Origin of the sequence: Paenibacillus sp. HGH0039 (assembly GCF_000411255.1) — a bacterium.
In the GTDB taxonomy this organism is placed as follows: Bacteria; Bacillota; Bacilli; order Paenibacillales; family NBRC-103111; genus Paenibacillus_F.
In genome coordinates, this window is record NZ_KE150413.1 from 1,638,206 (window position 1) to 1,653,330 (window position 15,125).

Consider the following 15,125-nt stretch of genomic DNA (forward strand, 5'->3'; position numbering starts at 1 on the left):
CGGAATGGTATAGTATTAAATTAGTGGGCTTATCCCAAACGTGCAGGAGGTGTGCATAGGATGACGATGATTGCAGCGGATTATGAGAAGACAGATATGGGCACCATTCAGATCGCTCCGGAAGTCATAGAAGTGATTGCGGGACTCGCTACCGTCGAAGTTGAAGGCGTGGCCGGCATGAGCGGAGGTTTTGTCAACGGCATTACCGAGCTTCTCGGACGCAAAAACTTTGCCAAAGGCATCAAGGTGAACGTCGGTCAACGCGAGGCGGCGATCGATGTGTCGATCGTGATGGAATTCGGACACCGGATTCCCGAAGTGGCCGGCAAGATCCAACAGAACGTGAAATTGGCAATCGAATCGATGACAGGGCTGAGTGTCGTGGAAGTAAACGTTCACATTCACGACGTCCAATTCAAGACGGCCGAGAAGCCGGTTGAAGAGGATTCAGCCGCACTGCGCGTAAAATAATAAATAGCAGCGGCTACACATTGACCCCCAACCGCTAAGGACGGGGGTTCCTCACTTATTTCGGAAGGAGCCATTTGCTGTGGTCAAACTATTGGACAGACTCCTGTTATTTCTATTCAGCCTCGCGATCATGTTCCTATCCGCCATCGCCGTACTCGCAGCTTTTCAGCTCATTCCGATGAGATCGACCGATTATTTTCTCCAGGATGTATTTGACAGCGGTTTTACCTTATCCAAGGCATGGGTGATCGGTGCCGGAATCGTCATTTTTCTGATCAGCATCCGCTTTTTTTACATATCCGTCCGCAGAAGCCGTACGCAAGCGCCGTCTATCGACCAGCGCAGTGAATACGGGGATATCCGGATTTCGGTGGAAACGGTGGAGAATCTGTCGTTGAAAGCGGCCGGAAGAAGCCGCGGCGTTCGCGATCTGCGTGCCCGTGTGAAGGTGAGCGAGGCCGGACTTGAGATCGGCATCCGTACCGTAGTGGACGGGGAAACTTCCATTCCGGAACTTACGGAGGAAATACAGTCCGCGATCAAGAATCACGTGGAAGAGATTACGGGAATCCCGGTCTCCGGCGTATCCGTCTATGTGGCGAATATCGTGCAGAATACCCCAACGTTTAAAAGCCGGGTAGAATAGAGGTGGGTCCTCTCATGTGGAGAAAATTGTGGCAGGAGCACCCCGGAACGATAACCGGCGGAGGAGTCGGACTTGTTCTGGGCCTGGTCTATCTGTTTTTCGGCTTCTGGGATATGCTGATCTTTGCATTTATCGTGTTCCTGGGGTATTATATCGGCAAAAAAGTAGACCGGGGAGAGGATCTTTGGCTCCCGTTCCAGAGCCTTTGGCAATTTCTTACGCAAAAATGGAGAATGTTTCGCTGAAATCCTGGGTTCATCCTTGGATTTTTTTGTTTGGGTTGGATTTAAAATGACGTATACTAGACGTAGACGAACGAACTAGCGGTTTAAGATGTGGGAGGCATACAATGAGGCGTAGAGTAGCCAGAGAAATAGCTTTGCAGAGCTTGTATCAGATCGATATGAACGGGGTTTCGGCGGCGGAAGCGGTGAACGTTGCCGTACATGAGGCGGAGAACGATAACGAGGCTCAGGTAGATCATAAGGAAAAAATTATGCCGGAGTATATCCGCGAACTCGTGGACGGCACGTTAAGCAACCGGGAACGGATCGACCAGCTTCTGGCCGGTTACCTGAAAGGCTGGAAAATGGACAGGCTTTCCCGCGTAGACCGTGAAGTGCTGCGTCTGGCCGCATTCGAAATGCTGTTTCAGGAAGATGTCCCGCCAAAGGTCGTCGTTAACGAGGCCATCGATCTGGCGAAGCATTTCGGTACGGACGATTCCGGTAAATTCGTGAACGGCGTACTCGGCAAAATGATCAAAGACGTAGATGCGCTGAGGGAAAATATCCGCAGCGGCAAAGAGTAACGAAACGGGCGCACGGTTGCCGGGACTTCTGAGGAGTCGTCCGGGCAGCTTTGCGCTATCTGCTTATAGCGGGCTACAATAGGGAAACAACACGCATAACAGGAAAACAAAGAAAACCATTAACGGATAACTAGGGAGGAGAACCGTCATGGCAGCAGAAGTGATTAACGGCAAAGAAATCGTCCGTTCCATCCGGGAAGAAATCAAGCAGGAAGTCGAGGAACTCTCCACCCGGGGTACGACACCCGGACTCGTGGTAATTATCGTAGGCGATGACCAGGCTTCCCATGTCTATGTCAATAACAAGGAAAAAGCTTGCGCCCAGGTTGGCATCCAGTCTCATGTGCACCGTCTTCCGGCAGATACTTCCCAGGAGGAGCTTGTCAAGCTGATCCATGAGTATAACCGGAATCCGGAGTTCCACGGTATTCTTGTACAGTCTCCGCTTCCCGGCCACATCAACGAGGAGCAGGTTGTGGACGAGATAACTCCGGAGAAAGACGTGGATTGTTTCCACCCGGTTAACGTGGGCAACCTGATGATCGGCAAAGAAGGCATGCTTCCTTGTACGCCGGCCGGCGTTATGGAAGTTTTGAAAAAAATCGGCGTATCCCCGGCAGGCAAACACGCCGTCGTCGTCGGAAGAAGCAACATCGTCGGCAAACCGATGGCGATGCTGCTGCTCCGCGAGCACGCTACGGTTACGATCTGCCACTCGCGCACGCCGAATCTTCAGGATATTACACGCCAGGCCGACATTCTGGTTGCCGCGGTAGGCAAAGCCGGCGTGATTGAGGACCGGCACGTGAAACCGGGTGCGGTCGTGATCGACGTCGGAATGAACCGCAACGCCGAAGGCAAGCTGTGCGGAGATGTCGACTTCGATGCCGTCAAAGAAATCGCGGGTTACATCACACCGGTTCCGGGATGTGTAGGTCCGATGACCATTACGATGCTGCTCAAGAATACGCTCAGCTCGGCCCGCCGCGCGTCCAATACGGGTACAGAAGCGGGCGTGTAACGCATGAGCGAGCGCGCCGTATTATCTATTAAGGATCTCAACCGCTATATCAAAATGAAGCTGGAAGGCGACAACCGCCTCCAGGACGTTTGGGTGCGCGGGGAGATTTCCAACTTTACGCATCATTCCAGCGGTCATATGTATTTTACGCTTAAAGATAAAGACAGCCGCCTCAAAAGCATTATGTTCGCGTCGTACAATCAGCGGCTTCCTTTCCGTCCGAAGGAAGGTACGATGGTGATCGCCCGGGGGAACGTTTCCGTCTACGAACGGGACGGGCAGTACCAGTTCTACGTGACGCAGATGCAGCCCGACGGAATCGGCGGCTTGTACCTCGCGTTCGAGCAGCTCAAGCAGAAGCTCGATAGCGAGGGCTTGTTCCGCACCGAGCGGAAGAAGCCGATTCCCCGGATGCCAAAAGCCGTCGGCGTCATCACTTCCCCGACGGGGGCCGCCGTCCGGGACATCATCATCACCCTGCAGCGCCGGTTCCCGAATGTGCCGATTCTGCTGTATCCGGTGCTGGTGCAGGGCGCTCAGGCGGCCCCGTCCATCGTCCGAGCCATCGAGACGATGAACAGCCTCGGTGAAGTCGACGTGCTGATCGTCGGCCGTGGAGGGGGATCGCTGGAGGAGCTGTGGGCGTTCAACGAAGAAATCGTTGCCCGCAGCATCTTCGCCTCCGCGATCCCCGTCATCTCGGCCGTCGGCCACGAGACCGACTTCACCATCGCGGACTTCGTCGCCGATCTCAGGGCGGCGACGCCTACGGCCGCGGCGGAGCTGGCGGTGCCTCACCATCTGGAGCTGAAGCAGCAGATGGCTCATCTCGGCCAGCGCCTGCACCGCGGCCTGCTGCAGCAACTGCAGCGCCGTCAGGATCGGCTGGAGCGGCTCCGCCGCTCGCCTTACCTGACGAATCCGCACCGGCAGCTTCTGCAGCATCCGGCCCAGCGGCTGGACCGGCTGGGCGAGCAGCTTTCTTTCCGCATGCGTCAGCTTGTCGGCCGGGCAGGCGACCGCCGCATGCGTCTGGAGCGCACCCTGTCGGGCTTCAACCCGCAGGAGCAGGTACGCTACGCCCGCAAACGCGTCGAAGGCGCGGAGCGGGCGCTTACGCTGGCGATGCAGGGCGTCGCCAGGGGACGCAGGCAGCAGCTCGTATCCACGCTGCGCCACCTGGATGCGCTGAGCCCGCTTAAAGTGATGCAGCGCGGGTACAGCCTAGTTTACGACGAGAAAGAAAAACGCGTATTAAATTCGATCGAGCAGGTTCAGATCGGCGACATGGTCCGAGTTCAGTTGACCGACGGACGGCTCGATTGCCACGTCTGGGCGATGGAGGAGAAAACAAATGGGGAACGAAAGTAAGCTGCAGGAAGAAACCGCCATCAGCTTCGAGGAAGCGATGGACAAGCTGGAAGGGATCGTTGCGAAGCTGGAGAGCGGGGATGTCCCTCTCGAGCAGGCAATCGAGCTGTACCAGGAAGGCATGAAACTGTCTCACCTGTGCGGCCAAAAGCTTGAAACGGTGGAGAAGAAGATCGAAATGCTCGTGGAAAGCGAAGCCGGCCTCTCGAAGAAGCCGTTCGGAGCCAATATGATCGAGGATAAAGGGGAATCCCGTTGAACACAGACATGAACATCCAAGAATACATCGCTTCCTATGCGAAAGAAGTCGAGGGAGAGCTTCGGGAGCTGTTCCCCCGGCTTTGGGACATTCCGGATGTGCTGCGGCAGTCCGCCCAGTATTCGATCGACGCGGGAGGCAAGCGGCTTAGGCCGATTCTCGTACTTGCGGCGGCGGAAGCGCTGGGAGGACGCAAGGAAGCCGCTATGCCGGTAGCCTGCGCCATTGAAATGGTGCATACGTACTCCCTGATCCACGATGATTTGCCAGCCATGGATAATGATGACTACCGGAGGGGCAAACTAACCAACCATAAAGTTTACGGGGAAGCCATGGCCATCCTTGCGGGAGACGCTCTGTTGACGCAGGCGTTTTACAGCGCTTCACAGGCGCGCAGGCACGGTGTTCCGGCCGAACAGGTTCTGAACATCGTCGAGGAACTCGCCGAATATTCCGGAGCCAGGGGAATGGTAGGCGGGCAAGTGGCCGATATGAAGGGCGAGCAGGGCATTACGGAGCTTAGCGGCCTGGAATATATCCATCAGCACAAAACGAGCGATCTCATCATTTTCTCTCTCCGCGCGGGCGGACGAATTGCGGGCGCGGACGACAAGCAGCTTGAAGCGCTTACGGCCTTCGGCCGCTCGATCGGGCTGGCGTTCCAGATCCAGGACGATATTCTGGATGTGACCGGCACGCAGGAGAAGCTGGGCAAAGCCGTCGGCAGCGACGAGAAGCAGCAGAAGGTGACTTATCCCTTTTTCATCGGGATGGAGGAATCGGAGCGGCGGGTCGCGCTGCTGACGGACGAAGCCAAAACGGCCATCGCAGGCGGGGTTCTGCCGAAACCGCAAAGGCTGCTGGAGCTGGCCGATTACCTGATGAAGCGTGACCGCTGAAATTATGGTATAATGGTGAAATCAAATACACGAACACATGAACGTATTTCATAAATTTTGCTAATTTTCACCTTTGGAAAGCGAGGAAATTAATGTGCTGCTCGATCATATTAACCAGCCAGAGGATTTAAAGAGGTTGTCTACGGCGGAACTTGAACAGCTGGCAGGGGAAATCCGGCAATTTCTCGTTGAAAAGCTGTCTGCTTCCGGCGGGCATCTCTCCTCCAATCTGGGCATAGTGGAGCTGACCATCGCGCTGCATACGCTGTACGACAGCCCCCGTGACAAATTTATTTTCGACGTGGGGCATCAGGCGTACGTGCACAAAATTTTAACCGGGCGTAAAGACCGTTTCGATACCCTGCGCAAGTATAAGGGGATGTGCGGCTTCATCAAGCGGGCGGAAAGCGACCACGATGTATGGGAAGCGGGACACAGCAGCACCTCGCTATCGGCGGCGATGGGGATGGCCATGGCCCGGGATCTGAAAGGCGAAGACTTCCGTGTTTTTGCCGTGATCGGCGACGGAGCCATGACGGGCGGTATGGCGCTTGAAGCGATGAACCATATCGGCCACGAGAAGAAGAATCTGACCGTTATTCTGAACGACAATGAAATGTCCATTGCTCCGAACGTGGGCGCGATCCACAATTATTTGAGCAAGATCCGGTCCGACAAGCACTACCGCAAAGCGAAAGAAGAAGTCGAAAGTCTCCTTAAGAAAATCCCGGCTATCGGAGGGACTCTGGCCAAGACGGCGGAGAAAGTCAAGGATAGCCTGAAATATTTGCTTGTTTCCGGTGTCTGGTTCGAGGAACTCGGATTCAATTACATCGGTCCGGTTGACGGCCATAATCTGCCTCTGCTGCTTGAAACGTTGAAGCAGTCCGAGAAAGTGGAGGGCCCCGTGCTCATCCACGTCATTACGACCAAGGGCAAAGGGTACTCCCCCGCCGAGATGGATTCCCACAAATGGCACGGAGCCAGCCCATACAAGATCGAGTCCGGCCAGTTTCTTAAAGCCGTGGGCAATCCCATGTATACCGAAGTATTCGGCAATACCCTTATCGAGCTTGCCGAGAAAGACGAGCGCGTAGTGGCTGTCACGCCTGCCATGCCGGGAGGATCGGGGCTGATGAATTTCGCCGCCCGTTTCCCTAAGCGCATGATTGATGTAGGCATCGCCGAACAGCATGCCGCTACATTATGTGCAGGCATGGCGGCGGAGGGGATGAAACCGGTATTTGCGGTTTACTCGACTTTCCTCCAGCGTGCCTACGACCAGGTCGTGCATGATATTTGCCGTCCCAAGTTGAATGTCATGTTTGCCATTGACCGCGCGGGCTTTGTAGGACCCGACGGGGAAACGCACCAGGGCGTATACGATATCGCCTTCCTGCGCAACCTGCCGAATATGGTGCTTATGATGCCAAAAGATGAGAATGAGCTCCGCCGCATGATGCGGACGGGGATTGACTATAACGAGGGGCCGATCGCCGTCCGTTATGCCCGCATCAACGGGCTCGGCGTTCCGATGGATGAGAATCCGCAGCCGATTCCGATCGGCACTTGGGAGACGCTGACCGAAGGAGATACGATGGCGGTTCTGGCCGTCGGCCCGATGAACCAGGTCGCTCTGGAAGCCGCGGATATGCTGAGAAAAGAAGGCATTAATCTGCGCGTTATCAACGCCCGGTTTATCAAACCGCTGGATGAGGCCATGCTTCTCCAGCTTGCCAAAGAGCATATGCCGATCATCACGATGGAAGAAGGATCGGAACAAGGCGGCTTCGGCAGCGCGGTGCTCGAATTTTACGCGAAACAGGGCATCGAAGGCGTGCGTGTCCGTACGATGGGCGTGCCGGATTACTTTGTGGAACACGGTTCCATCAAAGAACAGCGCCAAGAAGTCGGCTTAACCGCCGAACACCTGATTACGCAGGTGCACACGCTGCTGCCGCGCAAACGCCAGCGTTCCGCCGGGCTCAATGCCTAACACCGCGCGAGGAACCCGGCGGCCAGGGCTTGACGTCACATGACGAGGCCAACCACGGGAACCAACTGCACGTGCCGGCGGCAGCCGGCACACAAGACGAACGATAACAGGAGCTTATGGAATGGCGACAGATAAAGAACGAATAGATGTACTGCTCGTCGAACAAGGCTATTTTGAAAGCAGGGAAAAAGCCAAGGCCGCCATTATGGCTGGCCTTGTTTTTGCTGATGAGGAGCCTGTCGATAAGGCGGGAATGAAAATTAGCCGTGCGGCCGCTTTAAAAGTAAAGGGTGCGGTGCATCCTTACGTAAGCCGCGGAGGTTTGAAACTGGAAAAAGCGCTGAAACAATTTAACATCGACGTAAAAAACGCGGTAATGCTCGATATCGGGGCTTCTACCGGCGGTTTTACCGACTGCGCGCTTCAGAACGGAGCCTCCTATGTATACGCGATCGATGTAGGCTATAACCAGCTCGACTGGTCGCTTCGTCAGGATGAGCGTGTCCAGGTTATGGAACGCACGAATTTCCGTTACTTGACGCCGGAGGAACTGACCGGTCCGTCCCCGTCTTTTGCCACGATCGATGTTTCTTTCATTTCCCTGAAAATCATTCTGCCTCCGCTGAAAACGATGTTGGGTGTAAAAGGGGAGACGGTCGCCCTCATTAAGCCTCAATTCGAAGCGGGACGCGAGAAGGTCGGCAAATCCGGGGTAATCCGTGATTCCGAAGTGCATAAGGACGTCTTGGAAAGTGTCCTCGGATTCGCGAAGGAGATCGGTTTTTACTTAAAAGGACTTACGTTTTCCCCGATTACCGGCGGCGAAGGAAACATTGAATTTCTTGCGTATTGGACCTGCAATCCCGAAGATCCGGAAAAGCTGGAGGAACCTCTTCAATCCCTGATCGACCGTGTCGTTCCGGAGGCCAAGGCCATGTTCGCCAAACCGGAAACCCGGTATTGATGGTAGTGCGGTTTTAACGAAAGCAGGGTTTTCCGCAGGCAAACACAGGAAAACACTTGGAAAAAGACGTCACAGCCAAAAGGAATCCCCGCCTCGCTTAGCGAATAGGTACGTCGAGGTGATCCGGTATGCAGCACGGGGATACGCTTATCCTAATTTTGCTCTTAGGACTTCTCGCAGCATGGGCCGGCATAAGTTTCCGAAAGTGGCTGTATGAGCCTTACGCTGATTCCTTCCAACCCGTCCGCATGACGGACTATAACGAAGTTCCGGAAGACGATGATGTCGTCGAACTTCTGATCGGTGCCGGGTTTGACGTGGTAGGCGGGAAAACCAAAATCCCGATTTCGATGACCCTGAATCAGAAGGAAGAGCTGTACAGCCGCCTGTTTATCGACTATTTTGCTGAAAAAGAGGACAATCTGTATCTCGTCAAGGTGGCGCGCGAACGCAAGCCGCTCGAGATGACAGGAAGCGCTATCCGCGACATGCTGCTGGTGTACTCGCTCCTCGTGCCGGAAGCGGCCGGAGTGCTGTACGTGGACATGAACGGACGCAAGATCAAACAAATTACGTTTCACATTGAGGTGTTCGAATGAAAGGGCAACGCCACGTTAAAATCCGGGAAATCATTACGGGCCATGAGATCGAAACTCAGGACGAGCTGGTGGAATCGCTGCGCACCGCGGGTTTCAACGTGACTCAGGCAACGGTTTCCAGGGACATCAAAGAACTACATCTGATCAAGGTCCCGCTTGATGACGGAAGATACAAATATTCGATGCCGGCTGATCAGCGCTACAATCCGATGCAGCGGCTCAAACGGGCGCTAAGCGATCATTTTATCAACATCGATTTTACCGAAAATCTGGTTGTCATGAAGTGTATGCCCGGAACGGCAAATACGATCTGCGCCTTGATCGATAATTTGGAATGGAATGAAATCATGGGGACGATTTGCGGGGATGACACGATTCTGATCATCTGCCGGACGAAGGACGTCAGCCAAAAAGTCGTGAATCAGATTATGTCGCTGATCTGACTCGGTCATGCAGCGAATTCAGGGGAGGACCTATGCTCACAGAACTGTCTATCCGCAATTTGGCGGTTATCGAATACGTTCACATCGGATTTAAATCCGGCTTTCATGTTCTGACGGGTGAGACCGGTGCCGGTAAATCCATCATTATCGACGCGCTGAGCTTGATTGTCGGCGGCCGGGGTTCCTCCGAATTGGTCCGCTACGGGAGCGAGAAGGCCGAGATCGAGGCTGTTTTCGAAATCGGCGAAGAACACCCCGTATGGACGACGCTCGCCCAGCTCGGTATCGAGGCCGCGGGGGAGGAGCAGCTGCTTATCCGCCGCGAAGTCACGGCAAGCGGCAAAAGCTCCAGCCGGATCAACGGCCAGCTCGTCAATTTGACGATGCTGCGCGAAGTCGGCGGCTGGCTCGTGAATATTCACGGCCAGCATGAGCATCAGTCTCTTCTCAAATCGGACGAACACATCCACTGGCTGGATGCTTACGGAGATAAAGAGGTGGGTCCCAACCTGGCGGCATACCGCGAATCGTACGACCGCTACACGAAGCTGCGCAAAGAGCTGAAGGCGCTTCAGGAAACGAGCAAGCAGTCCCTGCAGATGATCGACCTGTACCGCTTCCAGGTGGACGAAATCGCCGCGGCTTCCTTGAAGGAGGGCGAAGACGTCACGCTGGCGGAGGAGAAAAGCAAGCTGGCGAACGCCGAGAAGCTGTATTCGAGCGTGGCAGGCTCCTACGATACGTTGTACGGCGCGAGCAGCGGGCTGGACGCCATAGGCAAGTCCATCGCCCGCATCCAGGACGTGGCGGCCATCGACAGCGCGGGAATCGCTCCTTTGCTGGAGCAGATGCAAAGCGCGTTTTACCAGCTTGAAGATGCCGCTTACCAGCTCAGGGATTACCGCGACGATATCGAATTCAATCCGGAGCGGCTGGACGAAATCGAGCTCCGCCTCGATTTGATCGCTACGCTGCGCCGTAAATACGGCGATACGATTGCGGAGATTCTGGCGTACAGCGAGAAAGTCAGCGGAGAACTCGCCACGATCGAGAACAAGGACGAGATTATCCAGAAGCTGCAGGAAAAGCTCGACCGTGAAGTCGTCCAGCTCACGAAAGCGGCCCGGAAACTGTCCGATTCCCGCAAAAAAATCGCGGACCGTCTGGCCGGTGAAATCGAAACGGAACTCCGCGACCTGCATATGGAGCGCACGCAGTTCCGAGTCCAGGTGTCGCATACGCCGGTTCCCGCGGGCGGCGGAGGGCTGGAGATCGGCGACGAGCCCGTTAAATTCACCCGGGACGGAATCGATCTTGTCGAGTTCCTGATGGCGCCGAACCCCGGAGAGCCGCTCCGCGGACTCAGCAAAATCGCTTCGGGCGGTGAGCTGTCCCGGATCATGCTCGCCATGAAGAGCATTTTCGCCCGGCTGGATCAGATCCCCGTACTCGTCTTCGACGAGGTGGATACGGGTGTCAGCGGACGCGCGGCTCAGGCGATTGCGGAGAAGCTTTCGCTGCTTTCGCGCAGCTGTCAGGTCTTTAGCATTACGCATTTACCGCAGGTGGCATGCATGGCCGACGTACATTTTTACATTCATAAAGAAGTACAGGGGGAACGCACGTTTACCCGCGTGACCGATCTTGACCGCCGCGGACGTATCGAAGAGCTTGCTCGGATGCTCGGAGGCGTCGAAGTGACGGAAACGACCCTGCATCATGCTCAAGAAATGCTTGCTTTGGCAGACGAAAAAAAGTCAAGGAACTAACTGAGGCCTCTAGAAGCATTTGCAGTTATAAAACGAATGGAGGGAGGATACCTTAAGGGTACGCATTTGACGAGGGTTCGTCAGGGCAAGAAAGCAGAAGGAGGGTGTCTTGTGAAATCGAATCGTCGTAGAAGATTCATTGGTCTCCTGCTCGTTTTCTTCGTTTGTATCCTAAGTGTATCCGCCCCTTTCCAAAGCTTCGCCTCCTTCCCCGATGAGCTCCGGCTTTTTAGCGGGCAAGCCAAAGAACTCAGGCTTTCCATGCCGGTCAACGCCATGCTTACGGTGGAAGACCCCGAAATAGTCAAGGTTAACGGGAACTCCCGGCACTCATTTCAAGTTAATTTGAAAGATCCGATTTCCCTCCAGTCCAACCAGCAGGGCTACACCGAGATGAAACTGAAGCTGTTCGGAGCCATTCCTCTCAAGACCGTTAAGGTCAATGTCGTGCCGGACCTGAAAGTCCTTCCCGGCGGGCAAACCATTGGCGTCAAAATCAAGTCAGCCGGCATTCTGGTTGTAGGCCATCATCTGGTCGCCGTGAACGAGAAACAGAAGATCTCGCCGGGTGAAGAAGCGAAGGTGCAGGTCGGTGATTTGATTGTTGCGATCAACGGTAGCCCCTCTGCGGACGTGTCCAAGGTATTCGGTCTCGTCAATAAAGCCGGTCAAAGCAAGAAGCCGCTGGAACTGACGGTTCAAAGAGGCCATCAGCGCTTCGAGCTGAAACTGAAGCCCGCGTATGACGTCGTGGACAAGTCGTACCGGCTCGGCCTGTACATTCGCGATTCCGCGGCCGGAGTGGGCACCCTGACCTTCTACGCGCCCGAGCAGAACGTTTACGGCGCCTTGGGTCATGTGATTACCGATATGGACACTCAGACCCCGATTGTGGTCGGCAGCGGCGAAGTCGTTCACTCCAACGTGACGTCCATTGCCAAAAGCCAGAACGGCGAGCCCGGCGAGAAGCATGCGCAGATTTTCCGGGACAGCAAAGTGATCGGTACGATTGAGAAAAATACTCCGTTCGGCATTTTCGGCAAAATGGAAGAAGCTCCTGAGTATAGTTTATCCCGGACGCCGATTCCGGTCGCATTCGCGGAAGAGGTAAAAGAAGGGCCGGCTCAAATTTACACGGTCGTGAACGGACAGAAAGTGGAGAAATTCGATATCGAGGTTGTGCATGTGGCCAAGCAGGGAAGCCCCGCTACCAAGGGGATGGTCATCAAAGTAACCGACAAGCGGCTGCTTGAGAAGACCGGCGGTATCGTGCAGGGGATGAGCGGAAGCCCGATTATCCAGAACGGCAAAATGATCGGCGCGGTCACCCACGTATTCGTGAACGATCCGTCCAGCGGGTACGGCTGCTTTATCGAATGGATGCTCCAGGATGCAGGCATACTGCTCCGGCCCGAATCAGATGCGAAAGGACTGAAGGCGAGCTAGCCTTTGGTTCTTTCTTTTTTTGCGAACGATTTGTCGAAAAATGTTGAAATACCAAAATAAAACTCTATTATAAAATAACCGCACACAAAAATAAAGAAAATAATTTTTCGACAGAAGGAATTTGATTGGGCGTGTCGAAATGATAAAACAAGGAATTAGAAAACCCTCGATTTTTTTACAAATAAAGGAGGCTTTCAAGTTGCAAAAGATTCAAGTTTTGTTAGCGGACGACAACCGAGAGTTTACACATTTACTTTCCGAATTTATCAGTGAACAGGAAGATATGGAGATTGCAGGCATTGCCTATAACGGAAACGAAGTGCTCCGTTTTATGGAAACGCAGAAGGATGTGCCTGATATTCTCATTCTGGATATTATCATGCCTCATCTGGACGGCCTGGGTGTACTCGAGAAGCTTCGCGAAATGAACTTAAATCCGGCTCCGCGGATCATTATGCTCACGGCCTTCGGCCAGGAGAATATCACGCAGAAAGCCGTGCAGCTTGGCGCCTCCTACTATATTTTGAAGCCGTTTGACATGGAAGTTCTGACGAACCGCATCCGTCAACTGGTGGGCAACCAGCCGGCTGTCACGTCGACCAGTTCCATCAAAGCGAATGTCGTTCAGATGCCGAAAAGCAAAAATCTGGACGCCAACATTACGACAATCATACATGAAATCGGCGTACCTGCGCATATTAAAGGATATCAATATCTGCGCGAAGCGATCACGATGGTGTACAACAACATCGAAATTCTCGGCGCCATCACCAAAACGCTGTATCCCGCCATTGCGGAAAAATACAAGACTACCCCGAGCCGCGTCGAACGCGCCATCCGTCACGCGATTGAAGTCGCCTGGACGCGCGGCAACATCGACAGCATCTCGTTTATTTTCGGCTACACCGTGAATATTAGCAAATCGAAGCCTACGAACAGCGAGTTCATCGCGATGGTGGCGGATAAGCTGCGGATTGAGCATAAGGTGAGCTGAGAGGGTTAGAAGCCTTGTGTGGTAAGGGATTTGGGTTTTGGATGGAAATTTACAATCATAACAATACCGTTATTTATTGGGTTTGCAAAAATCCAATGAAGGGCGGTATTTTTTTTATTATGACAAAAAATAGGGAAATTCCACGGTTCTCTTGAATCCCCAAGCCATTTGCCTCGCCCGCTAAAACGAAAGGGTAGTGTTTATTGCAAAGATGCCAGCCTAAGGTAAAAAATTGACCTAATAAAGTCAAAATCGTTCACGATAGAGCAAAAAAATGAACTATGACGCTGCTAAATAGTTCTCTATGATTGTTGAGAGGAATTTTTTTCTTGTAGATTCAAAATGAGAGAGGAGCAAAGTGGAATGACTTCGATGAGCAAAAGAATCTCTGTATTTCTGTTTTTTTGCTTCATGATGCAGGCGCTTTCATTTGGGACGGCAGTCCATGCAAGCGAGCTGCAGCCGGATTTGGTTTCAAATGGGGGATTTGAAAGTGCAAAGTCTGGGGCAGGAAAGTGGGAAGCTGGAGTTGAACCCGTTGGTTGGGGGTTATGGTTAGCAAGCGGGACAGGAAAGGCTTCTGTGACCAAGGATGTTTACCATACAGGGACTCAAGCGGTCCAGCTTGAGCATTTGGCACTGAGCAGAACGGGTCTTTCTCAAGATGTACCGATTACGGGTGGACAAACGTATAAATTGAGCGTTTGGGTAAAAACGAAGGATGTCAATTCGGGCATCGGCGTATTTGTAAGAACTCAGTTTTTTAAAAGCATCAAAGGTCTTGACGGGAAAACACAGGATGACAAGATAGGGTCCGGGCCCTCGACGGAAGAATTAACGGGAACCCAGGACTGGATGAAGCGGGAAGTCATCCTATCCGCTCCGGAGGAAGCGAAATATATCCGGCTGGAGCCCTTTTTCGAAACAGGGACAGGCACGGTGTGGTTTGATGATATTTCATTAGTCAAATGGAACAGTGTGACGGGCCTGGCGCTGGACCAAACGAACGTAACGCTGGAAAAGTTGCAAACCGCAGTCTTAACGGCCAAGGTGACGCCTGAAAATGTAAGCGGTTTATCTCTCCAGTGGCGAGTAGACAACAAAGATGTTGTGCAGGTGGAAGCTCAAGGTCCTCTTGCTGTTCTGACAGGTTTGAAGCCTGGGAAGGCAATCGTAACAGTGATGACAGATGACGGTACTTTTGCGGCGACAAGTGAAATTACAGTAAAAGAAGCAAGCATCCCAGGTGATCTTACGAACGATGGAAAAATAACCGTCGGTGATTTAGCCATGGCAGCCGCACATTTCGGTAAAGATACAAACAGCCCGGATTGGGAAACGGTAAAGGCTGCTGATGTGAATGGAGACCATAAAATCGATCGTAGTGACCTGATGTGGTTCACGGAGCGGATTTTTCCATAAGTCAGTTACATGAA

General features: G+C 53.5%; 16 protein-coding genes. All 16 read left to right on the top strand.

Going from position 1 to position 15,125, the window contains the following annotated elements; translation table 11 throughout:
* The first annotated feature begins 60 nt into the window (after nt 1-60).
* Nucleotides 61-471, top strand: a complete 411-nt coding sequence (locus HMPREF1207_RS21825) for an Asp23/Gls24 family envelope stress response protein (protein ID WP_009674927.1) — start codon at nt 61-63, stop codon at nt 469-471.
* 79 nt (nt 472-550) lie between these two features.
* The gene (gene amaP, locus HMPREF1207_RS21830) at nt 551-1,117 is read left to right on the top strand and encodes an alkaline shock response membrane anchor protein AmaP (protein ID WP_009674929.1); all 567 of its coding nucleotides are present in this window, start codon (nt 551-553) and stop codon (nt 1,115-1,117) included.
* A 14-nt stretch (nt 1,118-1,131) separates the two neighbouring features.
* Nucleotides 1,132-1,362 (top strand): DUF2273 domain-containing protein, encoded by a 231-nt coding sequence (locus tag HMPREF1207_RS21835; protein WP_009674922.1) that lies wholly within the window; start codon nt 1,132-1,134, stop codon nt 1,360-1,362.
* A 104-nt stretch (nt 1,363-1,466) separates the two neighbouring features.
* Complete coding sequence (gene nusB / locus HMPREF1207_RS21840; protein WP_009674912.1) at nt 1,467-1,928, top strand: transcription antitermination factor NusB; 462 nt, start codon at nt 1,467-1,469, stop codon at nt 1,926-1,928.
* A 148-nt stretch (nt 1,929-2,076) separates the two neighbouring features.
* On the top strand, nt 2,077-2,949 hold the full coding sequence (folD, locus tag HMPREF1207_RS21845; protein WP_009674917.1) for a bifunctional methylenetetrahydrofolate dehydrogenase/methenyltetrahydrofolate cyclohydrolase FolD: 873 nt from the start codon (nt 2,077-2,079) through the stop codon (nt 2,947-2,949).
* Nucleotides 2,950-2,952: 3 nt separating this feature from the next.
* Entirely contained in the window at nt 2,953-4,320 is a 1,368-nt protein-coding gene (gene xseA, locus HMPREF1207_RS21850) for an exodeoxyribonuclease VII large subunit (protein WP_009674932.1), read from the top strand.
* Nucleotides 4,304-4,579, top strand: a complete 276-nt coding sequence (gene xseB, locus HMPREF1207_RS21855; protein ID WP_009674928.1) for an exodeoxyribonuclease VII small subunit — start codon at nt 4,304-4,306, stop codon at nt 4,577-4,579. Before xseA ends, xseB begins: the two co-directional genes overlap by 17 nt.
* 8 nt (nt 4,580-4,587) lie before the next feature.
* Complete coding sequence (locus HMPREF1207_RS21860; RefSeq protein WP_231392166.1) at nt 4,588-5,478, top strand: polyprenyl synthetase family protein; 891 nt, start codon at nt 4,588-4,590, stop codon at nt 5,476-5,478.
* A gap of 94 nt (nt 5,479-5,572) precedes the next feature.
* The gene (dxs, locus tag HMPREF1207_RS21865) at nt 5,573-7,474 is read left to right on the top strand and encodes a 1-deoxy-D-xylulose-5-phosphate synthase (RefSeq protein ID WP_009674892.1); all 1,902 of its coding nucleotides are present in this window, start codon (nt 5,573-5,575) and stop codon (nt 7,472-7,474) included.
* 121 nt (nt 7,475-7,595) lie between these two features.
* Nucleotides 7,596-8,438: a TlyA family RNA methyltransferase gene (locus HMPREF1207_RS21870; protein ID WP_009674873.1), complete on the top strand. Its 843-nt coding sequence runs from the start codon at nt 7,596-7,598 to the stop codon at nt 8,436-8,438.
* A gap of 128 nt (nt 8,439-8,566) precedes the next feature.
* On the top strand, nt 8,567-9,037 hold the full coding sequence (locus HMPREF1207_RS21875) for a hypothetical protein (protein ID WP_009674914.1): 471 nt from the start codon (nt 8,567-8,569) through the stop codon (nt 9,035-9,037).
* On the top strand, nt 9,034-9,480 hold the full coding sequence (ahrC, locus tag HMPREF1207_RS21880; RefSeq protein WP_009674923.1) for a transcriptional regulator AhrC/ArgR: 447 nt from the start codon (nt 9,034-9,036) through the stop codon (nt 9,478-9,480). Before HMPREF1207_RS21875 ends, ahrC begins: the two co-directional genes overlap by 4 nt.
* 32 nt (nt 9,481-9,512) lie before the next feature.
* A complete protein-coding gene (recN, locus tag HMPREF1207_RS21885) occupies nt 9,513-11,249 on the top strand; it encodes a DNA repair protein RecN (protein WP_009674899.1) in 1,737 nt (578 codons plus the stop codon).
* Nucleotides 11,250-11,360: 111 nt separating this feature from the next.
* On the top strand, nt 11,361-12,695 hold the full coding sequence (gene spoIVB, locus HMPREF1207_RS21890) for a SpoIVB peptidase (RefSeq protein WP_009674885.1): 1,335 nt from the start codon (nt 11,361-11,363) through the stop codon (nt 12,693-12,695).
* A gap of 199 nt (nt 12,696-12,894) precedes the next feature.
* Complete coding sequence (gene spo0A / locus HMPREF1207_RS21895; RefSeq protein WP_009674877.1) at nt 12,895-13,689, top strand: sporulation transcription factor Spo0A; 795 nt, start codon at nt 12,895-12,897, stop codon at nt 13,687-13,689.
* 363 nt (nt 13,690-14,052) lie between these two features.
* Entirely contained in the window at nt 14,053-15,111 is a 1,059-nt protein-coding gene (locus HMPREF1207_RS21900; RefSeq protein WP_016423982.1) for an Ig-like domain-containing protein, read from the top strand.
* The last annotated feature ends 14 nt before the right edge of the window (nt 15,112-15,125 follow it).

Coding starts and splice junctions, on each gene's coding strand:
- nusB (WP_009674912.1), top strand. CDS start 1,467: ATGAGGCGTAGAGTAGCCAGAGAAATAGCTTTGCAGAGCTTGTATCAG.
- xseA (WP_009674932.1), top strand. CDS start 2,953: ATGAGCGAGCGCGCCGTATTATCTATTAAGGATCTCAACCGCTATATC.
- ahrC (WP_009674923.1), top strand. CDS start 9,034: ATGAAAGGGCAACGCCACGTTAAAATCCGGGAAATCATTACGGGCCAT.
- HMPREF1207_RS21825 (WP_009674927.1), top strand. CDS start 61: ATGACGATGATTGCAGCGGATTATGAGAAGACAGATATGGGCACCATT.
- HMPREF1207_RS21875 (WP_009674914.1), top strand. CDS start 8,567: ATGCAGCACGGGGATACGCTTATCCTAATTTTGCTCTTAGGACTTCTC.
- HMPREF1207_RS21900 (WP_016423982.1), top strand. CDS start 14,053: ATGACTTCGATGAGCAAAAGAATCTCTGTATTTCTGTTTTTTTGCTTC.
- HMPREF1207_RS21860 (WP_231392166.1), top strand. CDS start 4,588: ATGAACATCCAAGAATACATCGCTTCCTATGCGAAAGAAGTCGAGGGA.
- folD (WP_009674917.1), top strand. CDS start 2,077: ATGGCAGCAGAAGTGATTAACGGCAAAGAAATCGTCCGTTCCATCCGG.
- recN (WP_009674899.1), top strand. CDS start 9,513: ATGCTCACAGAACTGTCTATCCGCAATTTGGCGGTTATCGAATACGTT.
- HMPREF1207_RS21835 (WP_009674922.1), top strand. CDS start 1,132: ATGTGGAGAAAATTGTGGCAGGAGCACCCCGGAACGATAACCGGCGGA.
- xseB (WP_009674928.1), top strand. CDS start 4,304: ATGGGGAACGAAAGTAAGCTGCAGGAAGAAACCGCCATCAGCTTCGAG.
- HMPREF1207_RS21870 (WP_009674873.1), top strand. CDS start 7,596: ATGGCGACAGATAAAGAACGAATAGATGTACTGCTCGTCGAACAAGGC.